This is a genomic window from Nonomuraea sp. NPDC050310 (assembly GCF_040655795.1).
Classification (GTDB): Bacteria; Actinomycetota; Actinomycetes; order Streptosporangiales; family Streptosporangiaceae; genus Nonomuraea.
In genome coordinates, this window is record NZ_JBFAKP010000009.1 from 30,026 (window position 1) to 48,346 (window position 18,321).

The 18,321-nt window shown below is 72.9% G+C and carries 11 protein-coding genes; 2 read left to right on the top strand and 9 right to left on the bottom strand.

Annotated features, from left to right (window positions below; translation table 11 throughout):
• Window positions 1-553 precede the first annotated feature (553 nt).
• On the bottom strand, window positions 554-4,240 hold the full coding sequence (locus tag AB0I67_RS21945) for a BTAD domain-containing putative transcriptional regulator (RefSeq protein ID WP_357926424.1): 3,687 nt from the start codon (window positions 4,238-4,240) through the stop codon (window positions 554-556).
• A gap of 104 nt (window positions 4,241-4,344) precedes the next feature.
• Between AB0I67_RS21945 and AB0I67_RS21950 the strand changes: the two genes are divergently transcribed.
• The gene (locus AB0I67_RS21950; protein ID WP_357926427.1) at window positions 4,345-5,736 is read left to right on the top strand and encodes an MFS transporter; all 1,392 of its coding nucleotides are present in this window, start codon (window positions 4,345-4,347) and stop codon (window positions 5,734-5,736) included.
• 73 nt (window positions 5,737-5,809) lie between these two features.
• On the opposite strand, the gene ilvC is transcribed toward AB0I67_RS21950, so the two are convergent.
• The 5 genes from ilvC to AB0I67_RS21975 all read right to left on the bottom strand — a co-directional run bounded on the left by ilvC (window position 5,810) and on the right by AB0I67_RS21975 (window position 13,003).
• Window positions 5,810-6,793 (bottom strand): ketol-acid reductoisomerase, encoded by a 984-nt coding sequence (ilvC, locus tag AB0I67_RS21955; RefSeq protein WP_357927002.1) that lies wholly within the window; start codon window positions 6,791-6,793, stop codon window positions 5,810-5,812.
• A gap of 23 nt (window positions 6,794-6,816) precedes the next feature.
• The gene (gene ilvN / locus AB0I67_RS21960) at window positions 6,817-7,341 is read right to left on the bottom strand and encodes an acetolactate synthase small subunit (RefSeq protein WP_357926429.1); all 525 of its coding nucleotides are present in this window, start codon (window positions 7,339-7,341) and stop codon (window positions 6,817-6,819) included.
• Complete coding sequence (locus AB0I67_RS21965) at window positions 7,334-9,061, bottom strand: acetolactate synthase large subunit (RefSeq protein ID WP_357926432.1); 1,728 nt, start codon at window positions 9,059-9,061, stop codon at window positions 7,334-7,336. The genes ilvN and AB0I67_RS21965 overlap by 8 nt, the downstream gene beginning before the upstream one ends.
• 233 nt (window positions 9,062-9,294) lie before the next feature.
• Entirely contained in the window at window positions 9,295-11,922 is a 2,628-nt protein-coding gene (locus AB0I67_RS21970) for an EAL domain-containing protein (RefSeq protein WP_357926435.1), read from the bottom strand.
• A 187-nt stretch (window positions 11,923-12,109) separates the two neighbouring features.
• On the bottom strand, window positions 12,110-13,003 hold the full coding sequence (locus AB0I67_RS21975) for a 2-hydroxyacid dehydrogenase (protein WP_357926438.1): 894 nt from the start codon (window positions 13,001-13,003) through the stop codon (window positions 12,110-12,112).
• An 18-nt stretch (window positions 13,004-13,021) separates the two neighbouring features.
• Between AB0I67_RS21975 and AB0I67_RS21980 the strand changes: the two genes are divergently transcribed.
• A complete protein-coding gene (locus AB0I67_RS21980) occupies window positions 13,022-14,080 on the top strand; it encodes a PQQ-dependent sugar dehydrogenase (RefSeq protein WP_357926439.1) in 1,059 nt (352 codons plus the stop codon).
• On the opposite strand, the gene AB0I67_RS21985 is transcribed toward AB0I67_RS21980, so the two are convergent.
• From AB0I67_RS21985 to AB0I67_RS21995, 3 genes are all read right to left on the bottom strand, one after another.
• Entirely contained in the window at window positions 14,064-16,043 is a 1,980-nt protein-coding gene (locus tag AB0I67_RS21985; RefSeq protein WP_357926441.1) for a VanW family protein, read from the bottom strand. The two genes, AB0I67_RS21980 and AB0I67_RS21985, sit on opposite strands and share 17 nt — an antisense overlap.
• 83 nt (window positions 16,044-16,126) lie before the next feature.
• Entirely contained in the window at window positions 16,127-16,783 is a 657-nt protein-coding gene (locus AB0I67_RS21990) for a response regulator (protein WP_357926443.1), read from the bottom strand.
• On the bottom strand, window positions 16,780-18,315 hold the full coding sequence (locus AB0I67_RS21995) for a sensor histidine kinase (protein WP_357926446.1): 1,536 nt from the start codon (window positions 18,313-18,315) through the stop codon (window positions 16,780-16,782). The genes AB0I67_RS21990 and AB0I67_RS21995 overlap by 4 nt, the downstream gene beginning before the upstream one ends.
• Window positions 18,316-18,321: the final 6 nt, after the last annotated feature.

Consider the following 18,321-nt stretch of genomic DNA (forward strand, 5'->3'; position numbering starts at 1 on the left):
GCCTCACCCCAGGGGGCCCAACTAGCCGGTTCTCCCGGGCACCTCCTCCCACCGGGCCGGAGTGGGCGGGTCTCCCCCGCCCCCGACCGAGCGCCCAGCCCTCAACCACGCCCTCTCCACAGGCCAGGGCGACCGACGGTTTCCCGCACCTCACCCCACAACAGGGCAGAGGGCCCCGCTCGGCGCTCGCCCAGGGTGGACCAGCGGTGGAGCCCGAGGAGCCGGGGCGGCGGGGCTCCGGTGGAAGGCGGGCGAGCCGTACGGCAGAGGGCTGCGCCCGGCGACCTCCTCCGGCCAGAGGACAGCGGACTCGGCCAGGGGCGCAGCGGGGTCGACCGGAGGGACGGCAGGGGCGACCGGAGGGACCGCGGGGCGACTAGAGCCGCACCGAGGTCGACCAGGGCACAGCGGGGGCGACCAAGGGCACAGCGGGAGCGAGGTCAGGCGGGGGAGGTCAGACGGCCAGGGATGTCAGGCAGGGAGGGAGCGAGGTCAGGCGGCAGGGAGGGAGGACAGGCGGCAGGGAGGGAGGTCAGGCGGGCAGGGAGGGAGGTCAGGCGGGCAGGGAGGTGGGGTGTTGTTCGCCGGAGTGGAACTCGGCCCGGAAGTCGTCCTCGCCCAGCGCGTCACGCACCAGGGCGCTGATGCGGTCCACGTCGGCGCGCTCTCCGACGGGCAGGGGGACGCCGACGGAGGCGCGGGCGGCGGAGGCGGTGCCGAGGAGGCGGGCGGCGGCACGGTGGTTGCCGGCCAGGGCCTCGGCGCCGGCCAAGCCCTCGTACGCCAGCGCGACCGCACGGGGGTCGTTGGTGGCACGGGCGCACTCGAGGCCCTCCAGGTGCAGGGCCATGGCCTCGGCGCCTCGCCCGCGGAGTTCGGCGATGAAGCCCAGCTCCGCCAGCACCAGCGCGATGCCGGGGTCGCCCTCGATCATGCGGAGCCAGTCGAGCCAGCGGGTGAGGTGCCGTTCGGCTTCGTCCAAGCGGCCCTGCCGGCGGGCGGAAAGGGCCAGGCCGATCTCGGCGAAGTGCTCGGCGAACGGGTTGGACTGCTCGTGTGCCAGCCGCCGCGCCTGCTCGTGCAGGTCGTCGGCCCGAAGGTAGTCGCCGCGCAGCAGGGCGATCCGGCCCAGCCCGGCCAGGGCTCGGGAGACCTCGACCCAGAGCTCGAGGTCCTGGCCGGCGGTGAGGACCGCTTCGTGGAGTACGGCGGCGCGGTCGTAGTCGGCGGCGATCTCGGCGAAGGTGGCGAGCTGCCCGGTGGCCAGCAGTACCCCGCACTGGTCCCCCAGCTCGGCGAAGAGGGCCGCGCTGCGTTCGCCGTCCCGGGTGGCGGCGGCCAGGTCGCCCGTGACCAGGCCAATGGAAGCCCGGGAACTCAGGCCGGCGGCGATGCCCCAGCGATCGCCGAGGGACTCGAACTCCTCCAGGGCACGGATGGCCAGCTCGTCGAAGTCCTGGAGGTCGCCGCGGCCCCAGAGGCCGAAGGCGAGGTACCACCGGAGCAACGCCCGCCGTACCGGGTCGGTGATCTGGTCGAGACCGGCCAAGGACTCGGCCAGGGTGCCGTTGCAGCCGCTGAACTGGAGCATCAGCCCCGCCCGCCAGGCCAGCGCCTCGGCGAGGGTCGAGGGGTCGGCCTCGCCGGGATGGGCGAGGGCGCGGTCGAAGGACTGGAAGCCCTCCTCGTAGCGGCCGCGCAGGGTCCAGTACCACGCCATGGCGTTGGCCAGGCGGAGGGCCTGCTGCCGGGTGGCGGGGCCGTCGAGGGCGGCGCGGATGTTGGGGGCCTCGGCGTCGAGGCGGGCCAGCCACTCCCGCTGGCCGTGGCCGCGGAGCCGCTGGTCGCCCTGCTCGGCGAGGGCGGTGTAGTAGGCGAGGTGCCGGGCGCGGACCGCCTCGTAGTCGCCACTCTCGCGCAGGCGCTCGACGCAGTAGGCGGCGACGGATTCGAGCAGGCGGTATCTCGGCGCGGTCGTGGTGGCACCGGACATGGGGGCGCCGGGGACAGCGGCGCCTGGCGTGGAGACCCCAGGCCGGGAGACGCCGGGCGCGGAGCCGCCGGACATCGGGGCGCCGGGGATTGTGACACCGGGGATCGTGGCGCCGGGGATCGTGGACCCGGGCATGGGGGCGCCGGGCGTGGGGGCGCCGCACACGGTGACGACGAGGGAGCGGTCGATGAGGCGGGCCAGGAGGTCGAGCACCTCGTACTGCTCGATCTCGCCGCCCGCGCTCACCGCTTCGGCGGCCTCCAGGGTGCAGCCGTCGGCGTGGACGGCCAGGGAGCTCAGGACCTGGCGCTCGCGGTCGGACAGCAGCTCCCAGCTCCAGTCGATCATCGCGCGAAGGGTTTGCTGGCGGGCAGGCGCGTCGCGGCGGCCCGCGGCCAGGAGGCGGAAGCGGTCGTCGAGGCGTTCGAGGAGCTGTCTCGGGCTCAGGACGCGCATCCGGGTGGCGGCCAGTTCGATGGCCAGGGGGACGCCGTCGAGCTTGCGGCAGATGTCGGCGATGTCGTGGGCGTTGGTGGGGTCCAGGCGGAAGCCGGGGACGGCTGCGGCGGCCCTGGCGACGAACAGTTGCACGGCTCCGGCGGCTCCGATGGCGGTCACCGCCTCGACATCCGCCGCTGTCGTGGTCGGCTGCATCGGGGTGCGGTCCGCTGAGCCTGGCGCGCCCCAAGGGCTGGGGTAGGCCGAGTCGGGGCCCCATGTCGGCGGCTGACCCGACCTGGCCTCGTGCCCCGCCGCCGAGGTGTCCGCCGCAGAGTGGGCCGCCGCAGAGTGGGCCGCCGCAGAGTGGGCCGCTGCAGAGTGGGCCGCTGCAGGGTCAGGAACCCGGGAGTCGGGGGCGGCGGTCGGGTGGGATGAGGGGCTCGCGGGTGCGGTGGTGAGGGGGGAGGGGGTGCCCAGCGAGGCAGCGGAGGCGGAGGAGGAGGAGGCGGAGGAGAAGGAAGAGGTGGGTTCGGGGCGGGACACCGGCACGGCTGGGGGGAGGTCGAGCGGAGGGACGGGCCAGAGGGCTTCGCCGGTGAGGTTGAGCGCCTCCTGGCTGGTGGCGAGGAAGCGGACGCCGGGAGCGGTGCGAAGGAGCTGGTCGACCAGGGTGGCGACGGGCTCGATGACGTGCTCGCAGTTGTCGAGCAGCAGAAGCAGCCGCTTGTCACGGACGGCGTCGCTGAGCCGGCAGCCACCGTCGGCGGTCCGGCTGCCGGTGGCGTCGTCACGAAGGCTGAGCGCGGCGGAGACGGCGTGCACGACGCCCGCCCTCGACGGCACGTCCAGGGCGGCCAGTTCGACCAGCCACACCCCGCCGGGGAAGTCGGCTTCGAGCCGCCGTGCGACGTCGAGGGCGAGCCGGGTCTTGCCGACCCCGCCGGGCCCGGTGAGGGTGACCAGGCGGTGGGCGGCGAGCAGGGAACGGACCTCGGCCGCGGCCCGCTCGCGGCCGATGAGCTCGGTGGCCGGCGTGGGCAGGTTGGTACGGGCGGGCACGACGGGCGCGAGGGCCGGGTCCTGCGCGAGGATGGCCCGCTGGAGCTCGACGAGCTGCGGGCTGGGATCGACGCCGAGCTCGTCGAGCAGCAGCGTGCGCAGCTCGGTGAAGCTGTCGAGGGCCTCGCTCTGCCGTCCGGCGCGGTAGAGGGCCCGGATGTGCACGGCCCGCAGCCGCTCGCGCAGCGGGTGCTCGGCGACCAGGTCGGCGAGCTCGGCGGCGAGCAGGGCGTGCTCGCCCAGCTCCAGCCGGGTCTCGGCGTGCTCTTCGAGGGCGACGAGCCGCTGCTCCTCCAGCCGGGCGATGGCCGGGCGGGCGAACTCCTCGTCGCGGAAGTCGGCGAAGGCGGGCCCGCGCCACAGGGCCAGCGCGTCGCCCAGCAGGCCGGCCTTGATGCGCGGGTCGTCGCTCTGCCGGGCCAGGGTGGTGAGCTCGTGGAAGCGGTCGGCGTCGGACGGCCCGTCGAGCAGGTAGCCCGGCTGGCGGAAGGCGAGCCGGTCGCGCCCGCCGCGCTCGGCCTCCTCCAGCACCTTGCGGAGCTGGGAGACCTTGACGCGCAGCGCCCCGGCGGGCTTGCCGGGCGGCCGGTCGCCCCACAGGTCTTCGATGAGGCGGTCGGCCGAGACCGGGTCGCCCTGGTGGACGAGCAGGTCGGCCAGGAGGGCGCGCACCTTCGCCTCGGGGATCCGCACCTGATCCCCTTGGCCGGTCCAGACGGTGAGCGGGCCTAGTACGCCGAATCGCATAGGTGCAGGCTAACCACCCCCACCGACAGAATCGCGCTCCACCCTGCCTCCGCCATAACTCCGTCCGAATCCGTCCATAACTCCCCCTCGGCACGGTAGGCGGCATGACACAGCTCACCCTGCCGAAGCACCGCGTTCCCACCGCCGTCCGCCATACCATCCCCAAGACCCCGGTGCGTTGCCGAGATACCGGCGTGAGCGCACCGCCGCCCCCACCGCGGGCCGCGCTTCCCGTGCTGCTCACGGCCGCTTTCGTGACCACGCTCGACTTCTTCATCGCCAACGTGGCCCTGCCCGCCATCCGCGCCGATCTCGGTGCGGGCGACGGCGCGCTCCAGCTCGTCATCGCCGGCTACGGCCTCGCCTACGCCGCCGGGGTGATCACCGCCGGACGGCTGGGCGACCTGTACGGGGCGCGGCGGATGTTCGTGGTCGGGCTGGCGCTGTTCACCGCCGCCTCGGCGGCGTGCGGCCTGGCGCCGGGCGCGGGCTGGCTGGTCGCGGCCCGCATCGTGCAGGGCGCGGCGGCCGCGCTGATGGCGCCGCAGGTGCTGACCCTGCTCGGCGTCCTGTACCCCGGCGCCGCGCGGGCGCGGGCCTTCGGCTGGTACGGCAGCGCCGTAGGCGTCGCGGGCGTGAGCGGCCAGCTCGTCGGCGGCCTGCTGATCGCCTCGGACCCGGCCGGGCTCGGCTGGCGCACCTGCTTCCTGATCAACCTGCCCCTCGGCCTCGCCGCCCTGGCGCTCGTGCGCCGCGCCCTCCCCAAGGACGCCGACCGGGCCCGGGCGGGCAAGCGGCTCGACCTGACGGGAACGGCGCTGGTCACGCTGGGCCTCATCGCGCTGGTCCTGCCGCTCACCCTCGGCCGCGAGCAGGGCTGGCCGGTGTGGTCGTGGCTGAGCCTGGCGCTTGCCGTACCCCTGCTGGGCGGGTTCTGGACCCGGCAGCGCGGCCAGGCCGACCCGATGGTGCCGCGCGAACTGTTCACCGGGCGCTTCACCCGGGGGCTGGTCTCGGTGGCGCTGCTGTTCGGCGGGTCGGCGGGGCTGACCTTCGTGCTGGCGCTGCACCTGCAGGAGGCCGAGGGCATGGGGCCGGTGGAGTCGGCGGCGGTGTTCACCGCGCTGAACGCCGGTTTCCTGCTCGGCTCGCGGCTCAAGGCGCTGCTGGTGGGCGCGCTGGCCCTGCCGGCGGGGCTGGTGCTGATCGCCCAGCTCGGCACGCCGGTGCCCGGGCTGCTGGTCGCGGGGGCGGCGATGGGGATGGTGATGTCGCCGCTGCTCTCGAAGGTGCTCGGCGAGGCGGGCGGCGACGGGCGGGACGGGGCCGCGGCAGGCGTGCTCGGCACCGTCCAGGAGCTCGGCGGGGTGCTGGGCGTGACGGTCACCGGCATCGCCTACTTCGCCGGGGGCGGGCTGACCGCGGGGCTGGCCGTACTGCTGGCCGCGTCGGCCCTGCTGGCCTGGACGCTGCGCGACGGGCGCCGGCCCGCATGAGCGGCCCCAGGAGCGGAGACGAGAGGCGCCCCCGTGGAGTCCACGGGGGCGCCGAGCCGTACGACGGGGCAGGTCAGCCCTTGAGCCAGCTCATCATCGGGCGGAGCTTGGCGCCGGTCTCCTCGATCGGGTCCTTGGCGAGCTCCTCGCGGTAGCGGGTGAACTCCTTCTGCCCGCCGTCGAACTCCTTGATGAGCTCGTCGGCGAAGCGCCCGTCCTGGATCTCGGCGAGGATCTCCTTCATCGCCTTGCGGGTCTCGTCGGTGATGATGCGCGGGCCGCGGCTGTAGCCGCCGTACTCCGCGGTGTCGGAGACCGACCAGTACATCTTGGAGATGCCGCCCTCGTACATGAGGTCGACGATGAGCTTCATCTCGTGCAGGCACTCGAAGTAGGCGACCTCGGGCTGGTAGCCCGCCTCGATGAGGGTCTGGAAGCCGGCCTTGATCAGCTCGGAGACGCCACCGCACAGGACGGCCTGCTCGCCGAACAGGTCGGTCTCGGTCTCCTCGGTGAAGGTGGTCTTGAGCGCGCCGGCGCGGGTGCCGCCGATGCCCTTGGCGTAGGACAGGGCGAGCTCCATGGCCTTGCCGGAGGCGTCCTTCTCCACCGCGACCAGGCAGGGCACGCCGCGCCCGGCCTCGAACTGGCGGCGCACGAGGTGGCCGGGGCCCTTGGGGGCGACCATGGCGACGTCGACGCCCTCGGGGGCCTCGATGAGGCCGTAGCGGATGTTGAGTCCGTGGCCGAAGAAGAGCGCGTCGCCCTCCTGCAGGTTCGGCTTGATGTCGTTGGCGTAGATGTCGCGCTGGAGGTGGTCCGGCGCGAGGATCATGATGAGGTCGGCCTCGGCGGCGGCCTCGGCGGGGGTGACCACGCGAAGGCCGTCGTTCTGGGCCTTCTCCCGCGACTTCGAGCCCTCGGGCAGGCCGACGCGGACGTCGACGCCCGAGTCGCGAAGCGAGAGGGCGTGGGCGTGGCCCTGGCTGCCGTACCCGATGACGGCCACGACCCGGCCCTGGATGATCGACAGGTCGGCCTGGTCGTCGTAGAAAATCTCGGTCACTTGTGAAAAACCTTTCAGGCGGTACGGTCCAGTGCCCTGAGGGACCGGTCGGTGATGGAACGGGCGCCGCGGCCGATGGCCACCATGCCCGACTGGACGAGCTCCCGGATCCCGAAGGGCTCGAGCAGCTTGATGAAGGCGTCGAGCTTGTCGGGCGTGCCGGTGACCTCGATGGTCACCGCGTCGGAGGCCACGTCGACGCAGCGGGCGCGGAAGAGCGAGACCAGTTCGAGGACGTGGGATCGGGTGTCGGCGTCGGCCTTCACCTTGATCAGCATCAGCTCGCGCTGGACCGCCTGGGCGGTGTCCAGCTCGACGATCTTGAGGACGTTCACCAGCTTGTTGAGCTGCTTGGTGACCTGCTCCAGCGGGAGGTCCTCGACGTTGACCACGATGGTCATCCGCGAGATGTCGTCGTGCTCGGTCGGCCCGACGGCCAGCGAGTCGATGTTGAAGCCGCGCCGGCTGAACAGCGCGGAGACCCGTGCCAGGACGCCGGGCTTGTTCTCGACGAGCACCGACAGCGTGTGCTTACTCATCCTCGCTCCAAACCGGCGCCATGTCCCGGGCGATCTTGATGTCGTCGTTGCTGGTGCCCGCCGCGACCATCGGCCAGACCATCGCGTCCTGGTGGACGACGAAGTCGATGACGACCGGGCGGTCGTTGATCTCCATGGCCTCCTTGATGACCGCGTCCACATCCTCGGGACGCTCGCACCGGAGACCGACACAACCATAGGCGTCCGCGAGCTTCACGAAGTCGGGGATACGCCGGGCGGACTTCAGATCGGTGTTGGAGTAGCGCTGCTCGTAGAAGAGCGTCTGCCACTGCCGGACCATGCCGAGGTTGCCGTTGTTGATGACGGCGACCTTGATCGGCACGCCCTCCAGCGCGCAGGTGGCCAGTTCCTGGTTGGTCATCTGGAAACAGCCGTCGCCGTCGATGGCCCAGACCGTGGTGTCCGGCCGGCCCATCTTGGCGCCCATCGCGGCCGGGACGGCGAAGCCCATCGTGCCCGCGCCGCCGGAGTTGATGAAGGTGCCCGGGTTCTCGTAGTCGATGAACTGGGCCGCCCACATCTGGTGCTGGCCGACGCCCGCGCAGTAGATCGCGTCGGGTCCGACCAGGGCGCTCAACCGCTGCATGACGTACTGCGGAGCCAGCGAGCCGTCGTCGAACTCGTCGTACCCGAGGGGGTAGGTGCTCTTCAGCCCGTTGAGCTGCGTCCACCAGTCGGCGTAGTCGCCCTTGCGGTCGATCGCCCCGAGCAGGTCGTTGAGCACCTCGCGGCAGTCGCCCACGATCGGCACGTCGGCGTGGCGGTTCTTGGAGATCTCGGCCGGGTCGATGTCCGCGTGGACGATCTTCGCGTACGGCGCGAAGGTGGAGAGCTGGCCGGTGACCCGGTCGTCGAAGCGCACGCCCAGGCCGATGATCAGGTCGGCCCGCTGCAGCGCGCCGACCGCGGCCACGCTGCCGTGCATGCCCGGCATGCCGAGGTGCTGGGGGTGGCTGTCGGGGAAGGTGCCCCGGGCCATCAGCGTGGTGACCACCGGGATGCCGGTCAGCTCGGCGAGCTGGAGCAGTTCGGCGGAGGCGCGGGCCTTGTGCACGCCGCCGCCCACGTACAGCACGGGCCGCCGGGACTCGGCGATCAGCTTGGCGGCCTCGCGGATCTGCTTGGAGTGCGGCCGCGTGACCGGCCGGTAGCCCGGCAACTGCATGGTCGGCGGCCAGTGGAACTCGGTCGTCGCCTGCAGCGCGTCCTTGGCGATGTCCACCAGGACCGGGCCGGGGCGCCCGGTGGAGGCGATGTGGAAGGCTTCCATGATGGTCCGCGGGATCTCCGCGGGGTCGGTGACCAGGAAGTTGTGCTTGGTGATCGGCATGGTGATGCCGGAGATGTCGGCTTCCTGGAAGGCGTCGGTGCCGATCGCGCCACTCGGCACCTGGCCGGTGATCGCGACCATCGGCACCGAGTCCATGTACGCGTCGGCGATGGGGGTCACGAGGTTGGTCGCACCCGGTCCACTGGTCGCCATGCAGACGCCCACCTTGCCGGTGGCCTGGGCGTAGCCCTCGGCCGCGTGCCCCGCGCCCTGCTCGTGCCGTACAAGGACGTGCCGGACCTTGGTGGAGTCGAAGAGGGGATCGTAGGCGGGGAGGATGGCCCCGCCGGGGATCCCGAAGACGGTGTCGACACCAACGTGCTCCAACGCCCTCACGAGGGCCTGTGCACCTGTCATCCGTTCGGTCATCGGCTCGTTCCCTTGGCTCCCGGACAATGATTGCCGTGCATAAAAAAGGCCCCTCTCCCACCGAAAGGGCGGGACCGGGGCGGCGCGCAGGTCGGAGTGCTTCGCTATCGGCCTGCGCGCCGGCGAAGTACTACGAGAATCTCACTGCGAAGCATGGAGCCACCTTAGCCTGTCCTGGGGCATGAGTGTCAATCTGATGGAACGCCGGTCTCGCTATTCGAGACCGGCACTGGTCACAGCGCTGACTGCAGGCTCGTGCGCATAAGCGAATCCACCCCGCGCGCGGCCATCGGCCGGGCCACGAGGAAGCCCTGCCCGCGCGTGCAGCCCATCTCCCGCAGCAGCTCCAGTTGCTCCGGGCGCTCAATGCCCTCGGCGACCACGATCAGGCCGAGGTCGTGGCCCAGCCGCACGATGGTGCGCGTCAGCAGCGTCAGCGTGTCGTCGCGGCCCAGGCCGCTGACGAAGGACGGGTCTATCTTGATCATGTCCACCGGGAGCTGGCGCAGGAAGGCCAGCGAGGCGTAGCCCGTGCCGAAGTCGTCGATGGCCAGCCGTACGCCCAGGGCACGCAGCTCCGAGAGCCGGCTGATCGTCTCCTCGGCGTCCTCGACCAGCATCTCCTCGATCACTTCGAGGGTCAGCGCGGAGGCGGGCAGGCCGCTGTCGGCCAGCGCCCGCTCGACCGTCTCGACGAAGCGCGGGGCGGTGATCTGCCGGGCGGAGAGGTTGAGCGACAGCCCGATGTCCCATGAGGAGGCGCGCCAGGCGGCGACCTCCCGGCAGGCCTCCTGCAGGATCCACTCGCTCAGCGGCACGATCAGCCCGGTCGCCTCGGCCGCGCCCAGGAACTGGTCGGGGGCCATGAAGACCGAGCCGCGCCACCAGCGCACCAGCGCCTCGACCGCGGTCACCCGGGAGGTGGCCAGGTCGACGACCGGCTGGTACTCGATGGCGAACTGCTGCTCCATCAGCGCCCGCTGCAGGTCGGCGGCGAGCTCCAGGCGGCGGACGACGTCGGCGTGCATGTGCGCGGCGAAGACCTCCACGCGCCGGCCGCCGAGGTCCTTGGCCCTGGCCATCGCCACGTCGGCGTTGCGCAGCAGGTCGCCGGGGCTGACGTCCTCCTCGGCGAAGGCCACGCCCACGCTGGCGGTGAGCGCCACGTCGCGGTCGGCCACCCGGAACGGCTCCTGGGAGACCGCGCGCACCAGCCGCTCGGCCAGGTCGACCGCCGACTGCGCCTCGGTCTCGACCAGCACGGCGAACTCGTCGCCGCCCCAGCGGGCCAGGGTGTCGTCGGAGCGTACGGCGCCGCGCAACCGGCGGGCGGCCTGCCCGAGCAGGTAGTCGCCGCTGGCGTGACCCACGGAGTCGTTGACCGCGGTGAAGCCGTCGAGGTCGAGGAAGATCACGGCCACGCCGGTGCGGCCGCCGTCGACCACCTCGCGGGTGCGCTCCTCGAAGTAGGCGCGGTTGGGCAGGCCCGTCACGCCGTCGTGGAAGGTCAGGTGCGCGACCTGGTTGCGCAAAGCCTCCTGGTCACTGATGTCGCGGGTGGTGACCAGCAGCAGGTCCTCGCCGCCGACGTGCCGGGTGGCCACCGACTCGGTGGGCCGCCAGGTGCCGTCGGAGGCGCGGACGCGGCAGGCGATGAGGCAGGCGCCGGAGTCGGCCGCGTCCTCAGCGTCGAGCCCCATGGTCTGGAGCGCCGCCTGGATGCCGGGGACGTCCTCGGGGTGGATGTAGTCGAAGATCGAGCGGCTGAGCACGTCCTCCGGGCGGTAGCCGTACGTCACCTCGACCCCGGCGCCGATCTCGCGCACGAAACCCTCGTAGTCGCACAGCAGCACGACGTCGCCGGTGCTCTCCGCCAGCTCCCTGAGCTGGCGGTCGCCGAGGGTGACCAGGCCGCGCAGGCGGGCGTTGCTCATGAGCAGCCCGACCATGCGCAGAGCCAGGATCAGCACGACGGAGGCGGCCAGCACGACGACCGGGGTGGTCGGCGGGCGGCCGTTCCAGCGGGCCAGGTGCAGCAGGATCGCCCCGGTGGCGGCGACCACCAGGACCACCGGGACGGCGGCGAGCAGGTGGACGAAGACCGGGCCGACGTGCGGCCGGGAGTCCTCGGAGCTCGCCTCGCGCAGCCCGGTCCAGGGGATGGCGGCCAGCAGCAGGAAGGCCACCGGCGGCAGCGCCGCGCTCCAGGCGGGCGGGCCGTCCCCGGTCAGCCGGCCCACGCCGGCGGCCAGTTCGGCGAGCGAGACCGCGGCCAGCACGCCCACGCCGGCCAGGCCGAGCGGGCGGGCGGTTGAGCGCCCGGTGAGCACGACCGGGATGACCGTGCAGGTCACCAGGAGGCAGATCATCGGCGCCAGCAGCACGAAGGCGAAGGCCGGGGTGGTGATCTGGTGCAGCGTCACCACCCAGCCGATGACGAACAGCGCGACCGCGGCGACGTAGCCGTCGACCAGCCGGCGCAGCAGCGCCCTCGCCGCCGGCGCCCGCCGGGCGGCCAGCACGCAGCCGCTGGCCAGCATGGTGGCGCCGATCAGCACCAGCACGTCGGTGACGGTCACCACGAAGCTGGAGCTGTCGGCGATCGGGCGCACGCCGACGCCCGCGCTCCACACCAGCGTCCCGCCGGCGAGCCAGCGAGCCGCGAGCGCGCCCGGCCGGTGCGCGGTCATCGCGCGCGAGCCGAGCAGCAGCGACCCGGCCGCGAGCAGCGCGGCCAGCAGTCCGGCCACCGCACCGGTGACCGAGGCGGGCGCCCCTGACAGCAGGGCGGCCGCGAACCCCACCGCTCCCGTCGCCGCGGCGGCGACGAGCGGCGTTCGTGGATCACGCCAGCGGATCAATGTATTAGCCCATCCGTTGCCACATCGCCAGTGTGTGCGGTTCCGGGCGCGCGGGTGGTGACAACGCCGATGTCGTCACCGATCTGATAACCACACAGACCACTTGTCCCCAGGGAACCTTCTTGACTGGGAGTCAAGAATCCTTGGTAGAAGCCCACCGTACGCACCGAAGGTCACGGGCCAGCCACTAATAGGTGTCGGTGATGAGGTTGTTCAACGGCTCTCCGGCGAGGTAACGCAGGACCTGCGAGCGCACCAGCTTGAGGGTGCGCCGGACCGAGGCGGGGGTGCTGCCGGCCACGTGCGGGGTGATCAGCACGCCGGGGGCGGTCCAGAGCGGGTGGCTGCCCGGCAGCGGCTCGGGGTCGGTCACGTCGAGCGCGGCCCGCAGCCGGCCGCTCTGCAGCTCGGCGAGCAGGGCCGAGGTGTCCACCACGCCGCCGCGGGCGGCGTTGACCAGCACCGCGCCGTCCTTCATCCGGGCCAGGAAGGCCGCGTCCACCATGCCGGCGGTGAGCGGGGTGGCCGGCACGAGCAGCACCACCACGTCCGCCTTCGGCAGCAACTCGGGCAGCTCCTCCATGGCGTGCACGCCGGTGCGGGCGCTCCTGGCCACCCGCACCACCTCGACCTCGAACCCGGCCAGCCGGCGTTCCACCGCCGCGCCGATCGAGCCGTGGCCCACGATCAGCACCGTCGAGTCGGCCAGCACGTCGGTGTGGTGGTAGGTCCACTCGCCGCGTTCCTGGGCGCGCACGAAACCCGGGAAGTCACGCAGCACGGAGATCATCGCGCCCACGGCCCACTCGGCGGTGCCCGCGTCGTGCACCCCGCGCGCGTTGCACAGGGTCACCCCCTCGGGCAGGTGCGGGACGTAGGGCTCCACGCCGGCGGTGACCGTCTGGAGCAGCCGCAGGCCGCTCATCTCGCCCAGCAGTCCGGCCACGTCCGGCGGCGGGACCAGCGGCGGGATCCACACCTCGACCTCGTCCAGCTTCTCGGGCCGTTCCACGACGCACTCGACTCGGGGCAGGTCGGTGAGGACTCCGGCGACCGCCTCCGATGGAACCCAAATCAACATGGGACAAGTATGGGTGTCATGAAGCGACTCTGGATCATCTCCGTCCTGCTCGCCGCGGGCTGCTCGGCCCCGGCCGGCGGCGGTGTCACGCCTACCGCGCAGGTCACCGCCTCGCCGCCGCCGTCGGGCACGCGCGCCGACGTCGTGACCGGTCTCGAGGTGCCGTGGGCGATCGCCTTCCTCGACGACGGCGGCGCCCTGGTCACCGAGCGCGACACCGGGCGGCTGCTGCGGGTGACCGGCGGCAAGGCCACCGAACTCGCCGAGATCGCGGAAGTGCGGCCGGACGGCGAGGGCGGCCTGATGGGCGTCGCGGTCAAGGCGCCGCACGTCTACCTCTACTACACCGCCGAGCAGGACAACCGCATCGTCCGCTACCGCCTGGGCGACAGCGGGCTGAGCGAGGCGCAGGTGATCGTCGAGGGCATCCCGAAGGGCGGCATCCACAACGGCGGCCGGCTGGCCTTCGGCCCCGACGGCTTCCTGTACGCCACCACCGGCGAGGTCGGCGACCGCCCGCTGGCCCAGGATCGCGACTCGCTGGCCGGCAAGATCCTGCGGATGACCGCCGAGGGCAAGCCCGCGCCCGGCAACCCGTTCGACAGCCTCGTCTACAGCTACGGCCACCGCAATGTGCAGGGCCTGGCCTGGGACGACCAGGGCCGGCTGTACGCCTCGGAGTTCGGGGCGTCGACCTTCGACGAGATCAACCTGATCAAGCCTGGCCTCAACTACGGCTGGCCCGACGTCGAGGGCAAGGACCCGGCGGGCGACAAGCGCTACACCGACCCGATCCTCACCTGGAGCACCAGCGAGGCCTCCCCCTCCGGGATGGCCTTCGCCAACGGCTCGCTGTGGGTGGCCGCCCTGCGCGGCACCCGCCTGTGGCAGGTCCCCCTGGCCGCCGACGGTACGGCCGGCAAGCCGGTCGCCCACCTGGAGGACGAGTACGGCAGGCTCCGCGCGGTGGCGCTCTCCCCCGGCGGCGAGCTGTGGGTCGGCACCAGCAACCACGACGGCCGCGGCGATCCCAAGCCGGGCGACGACCGGATCGTGACGGTCAGCCCCGGCCCATGACGGTGCAGACCACCTGGGGCCGGGGCCGGTACTGGGTGGTCAGCTTCCGGTCCCGGCGCACCTCGCGCCCGTCGTCGCGGAAGACGCGGGTGACGTCCACGGTGAAGCCGGGCACGCCGTCCAGCGGCGTGCAGCCGGGCGAGGTGCTGGTCTCGATCGGGAAGGCGATCACGTCCCGTTCGTCGGAGACGATGACCTCGACCTGGTCGTAGCGCTTGGTGCTGTACAGGGTGACCGTGACCGAGGTGGGCGTCGACGCGGTCTTGATCAGGACGCCGTGCTCGGAGTCGTTGCGCCAGCGCAGGTCGAGGCCGGGGTGGCGGAACATGGTGTCGAGGCCGCGCGGGTAGGGCTTCATGTAGATGTCGAAGGGGTGCTGCTCGACGATCTCGAAGCCGGCGCGGTAGGCGGCGTTGAGCATGGTGGTGGCGACCTGCGAGCCGCCGCCGCCCATGATCGTGGTGACCCTGCCCTCGACGTACTGCGGCGCGGGCACGTACCCGGCCGCCGGGGTCGGCTCGCCGACGACCTCCTTGAGGGAGAAGGTCTCGCCGGGCTTGACCAGGTAGCCGTCGAGCTGTTCGGCCATCCGGCGGATGTTGGTGACGCGGGCGGCGCAGCAGTCGAACGGGATGGTCGACGACCCCACCTGGGTCTCGATGCCGAGCCCGGCGAGCATCTCGTCGGTGACCCGCGGGCGGGCGGTGGCCAGCGACACCTCGATCGTGCGGGGGCCGCCGCGGCTGACCACCCTGGCCACGTCGGCGGCGAGCTTGGTGCGGTCGAGGCCGCGGCCCACCCGGGCGCGCACCGGCACCAGGCGGCTGCCGACCACGTCGTAGCCCGCGTCGCGGGGGGCCTGGGCGGCGGTGATGAGGGTGGACTCCGCCAGGTCGATCGCCGCGCCGCGGGTCTCGAACTTCGGGGCCAGGTCGCCCTTGCCGTCGGGGCCGAAGGTGAGCCGGGCGGCCAGCACCTCGGGGGTCAGCACGGCCTGGCGGCCGGCGTGCGTCAGGACGATGGGGGCGGCGACCGCTCTGCGGGCCAGCTCGGTGGCCTGCCGTACCTCGTTGGCGCTGGTGGTGGGGCGGGCGAGCTTGACCGGCAGGACCACGGTGCCGCGGTCGGCGATCAGGGCCTCGCGGATCAGCCGGGCGCTCTCCTCGCGGTCGAGGAGCACGCCTTCCCTGGGCAGGGTGGCCACCGGGGTCAGGCCGCGGAAGGCGACCTCGCCCTCGCGCTGCTGGCGGTCGACCGACTGGGCCAGGCTCTCGATGCTGCGGGCGAGCTGGGAGCCGTCGATGGAGATGCGCGGCTGGAGCTCGGTGACGCCGGTGAGGCCGCGCCAGACCTGGGCCGGGCTGGGGAAGCCGCTGGGCGCCTGGTTGATGGTCGCGACGACGTCGAGGGTGACTCCGGCGGCCTCCGGCGGCAGGGGTTTCTGCCGGCCGTCGATCTCGATCAGGATCGGGCGCTCGACGGTGGACCTGAGCTCGGTGAGCACCTTGTCGGCCGCGTCGGTGACGGTCAGGCCGCCGATGTCGATGCCGGACACACGGGTGCCCGGCAGGATGGTGCCGGCCATGATGATGGCGGGCACCAGGTAGGCGGTCGCCAGCAGCAGGGCGAGGCCGAGCACGATCTTGAGCAGCCGGCGGCCGGCTCGGGAGGCAGGTGGGGGCGCGGCGGGGCGCCGGGCCGAGCTCTCGCGCTGGGGCACCAGGCCGAAGACCGGAGCGGGCGGGGGCGGGGGTTCCTTGACCTGTTCCATCGCCAGCGGCCACGGCTGCGGCGGCTGGGCCACGGCGGGCAGCCTGACCTGGGCTTCCATCTCGGGGCTGAGGTCGGGCAGCACGCCCGGGGGCAGGCCTTCGATGCGGGGGCGCCGCAGGGGCGCAGCCTCGGGTAACGGCACCGCGCTGAACGGGTCGGTCGAAGACTCGATCGGTCCGGCGTTGCGCACGCCCCAGTCTCCTCCCGCGTGTCTGTTGCCTCAGTCACTCTCCCGTAACAGTAAGGCACGCAAACGCGGAAATGTCATGGGATCTACACACTGATCCATCGATATCGGTGCTCGGGGCGGCCTGCCGTACCGTAGCGGGGACGGAGCTCCGCGCGACCGGCCGCGCACAGGTATTCGAGGTAGCGGCGGGCGCTGACCCGCGACAGGCCGGTGGCCTCCGCGGCCTCGGCGGCCGACAGGTCGCCGCCCGCCGCGCGCAGCGCCTCGGCGACCAGCGCGCAGGTGGCCGAGGACAGGCCCTTGGGCAGGTGGGCGCGCGGTCCGGCGCCGAAGAGCCGGTCCACCTCGTCCTGGCGCACCTCGGGTCCGAAGCCCTCGAGCTGGCGCCGGGCCTCGGCGTACTGCTCCAGCCGCTCGGCCAGCGCGGCGGCGGAGAACGGCTTGATCAGGTAGTTGATCGCCCCGCCGCGGATCGCCGCGCGCACGGTCGGCACATCGCGGGCGGCGCTGATCATCAACACGTCCACGTGCTGGAGTTCCTGCAGCACCTCCAGGCCGGAGCGGTCGGGCAGGTAGATGTCGAGCAGCACCAGGTCGGGCCGGTGCTCGGCGACCGCGCGCAGCGCCTCGGCCCCGCTGTGCACGGTGGCCACGACCTGGAACCCGGGCACGCGCGCCACGTAGCCGCTGTGGATGCGGGCCACCATGAAGTCGTCGTCCACGACGAGGACCTTGATCATGGCAGCAGGGCGGTGAACACCGCGCCACCCTCGTTGCGCACCTTCACCCAACCGCCGCGGCGCAGGCACGCCTGCCTGGTCAGTGCCAGGCCCAGGCCGCGCGGGCCCGACCGGGCCGCCTTGGTGGTGAAGCCCTCGCGGAAGACCTCCTCGACCAGCTCGGGGGTGATGCCCGGGCCGGTGTCGCGCACCCGGACGTGCAGGCCGCCGTTCTCCAGGCGGACCGAGACCTCGATGGTGCCCCCCGCGCCGTCGAGCGCGTCGATCGCGTTGGCCACCAGGTTGCCGACCACCAGCACCGCGTCGTGCGGGTCGGGCAGCGCGCCGGCCACGTCGGTGTCGGCCGCCAGCACGAGGGTCGCGCCGCGCTCGGCCGCCTCGGCGGACTTGGCCAGCAGGAGCGCGGCGAGCGTCGGGTCGCCCACCCGCTCGCGGATGCCCACGGCGTAGGGGCTCAGCGTGGAGCTGGTGATGTAGCCGATCGCCGCGTCGTGCTCGCCCAGCTCCAGCAGGCCGACGACGGTGTGCATGCGGTTGGCGAACTCGTGCGCCTGCGCGCGCAGCGCCTCGGCCGTGCTGCCCGCCTCGGCCAGCTCCCGCGACAGCCGTACCAGCTCGGTGCGGTCGCGCAGGGTGACCACCCAGCCGCGGTGGTGCTCGCGGACGGCCACCGGCGTGCGGTTGAGCACGAGCACCCGGTCGCGGTGGAGCACGATGCGGTCCTCGCCCGGGTCGGCGCCGCCGAGCACGTCGCGCAGCCGCTCCGAGACCGGCAGCACGTCCAGGGTCTGGCCCGCGGCGACCTCGCCGAGCAGCTCGCGGGCGGCGTCGTTGACCAGCGTCACCCGCCCGGCCAGGTCGAGCGCGAGCACGCCCTCCTTCACGCCGTGCAGCACGCCCTCGCGTTGCTCCAGCAGCGCGGCGATCTCCTTGGGCTCCAGGCCGAAGGTCTGGCGGCGCACCCGCGCGGCGATCAGCGCCGCCGCGGCCGAACCGGCCAGCAGCACCGCGACCCCGGTGTAGAGCAGCGGCATCAGCAGCGTGTCGAACTCGCCGGCGACCTTGCGTTCGAGCACGCCGACCGAGGTCATGCCGATGACGTTGCCCTCCAGGTCGAAGATCGGCGCCTTGCCGCGCAGCGTCCGGCCGATGGTGCCGGTCTCGATGCCGGTCCAGCTCTCCCCGGTGCTGAGCACGGGCGCGCCGTCGGTCGAGAGCCGCCGGCCGATCAGCTCGCGGTTGGGGTGGGCGTAGCGGATCTGGTCGCGGTTGGCGATCACCACGTAGTCGGCCTGCGTCGCCTGCTGCACGCCCATCGCCAGCGGCTGCAGCGACAGCTCGGGGCGGGCGTCGTCGAAGGCCGCTCTGACCTCGGGCATCCCGGCGACCGCCTGCGCGATGCCGAGGGCGCGCTGCAGGTAGTGCTGGTCGAGCCGGTCGCGGGTGTCACGGGCCCACACTCCCGCCGTCCCGGCCGTCGCGAGCAGCACGATCACCGTCTGCAGCACGTAGAGCTGGGTTCCGAGCCTCACGCCGTG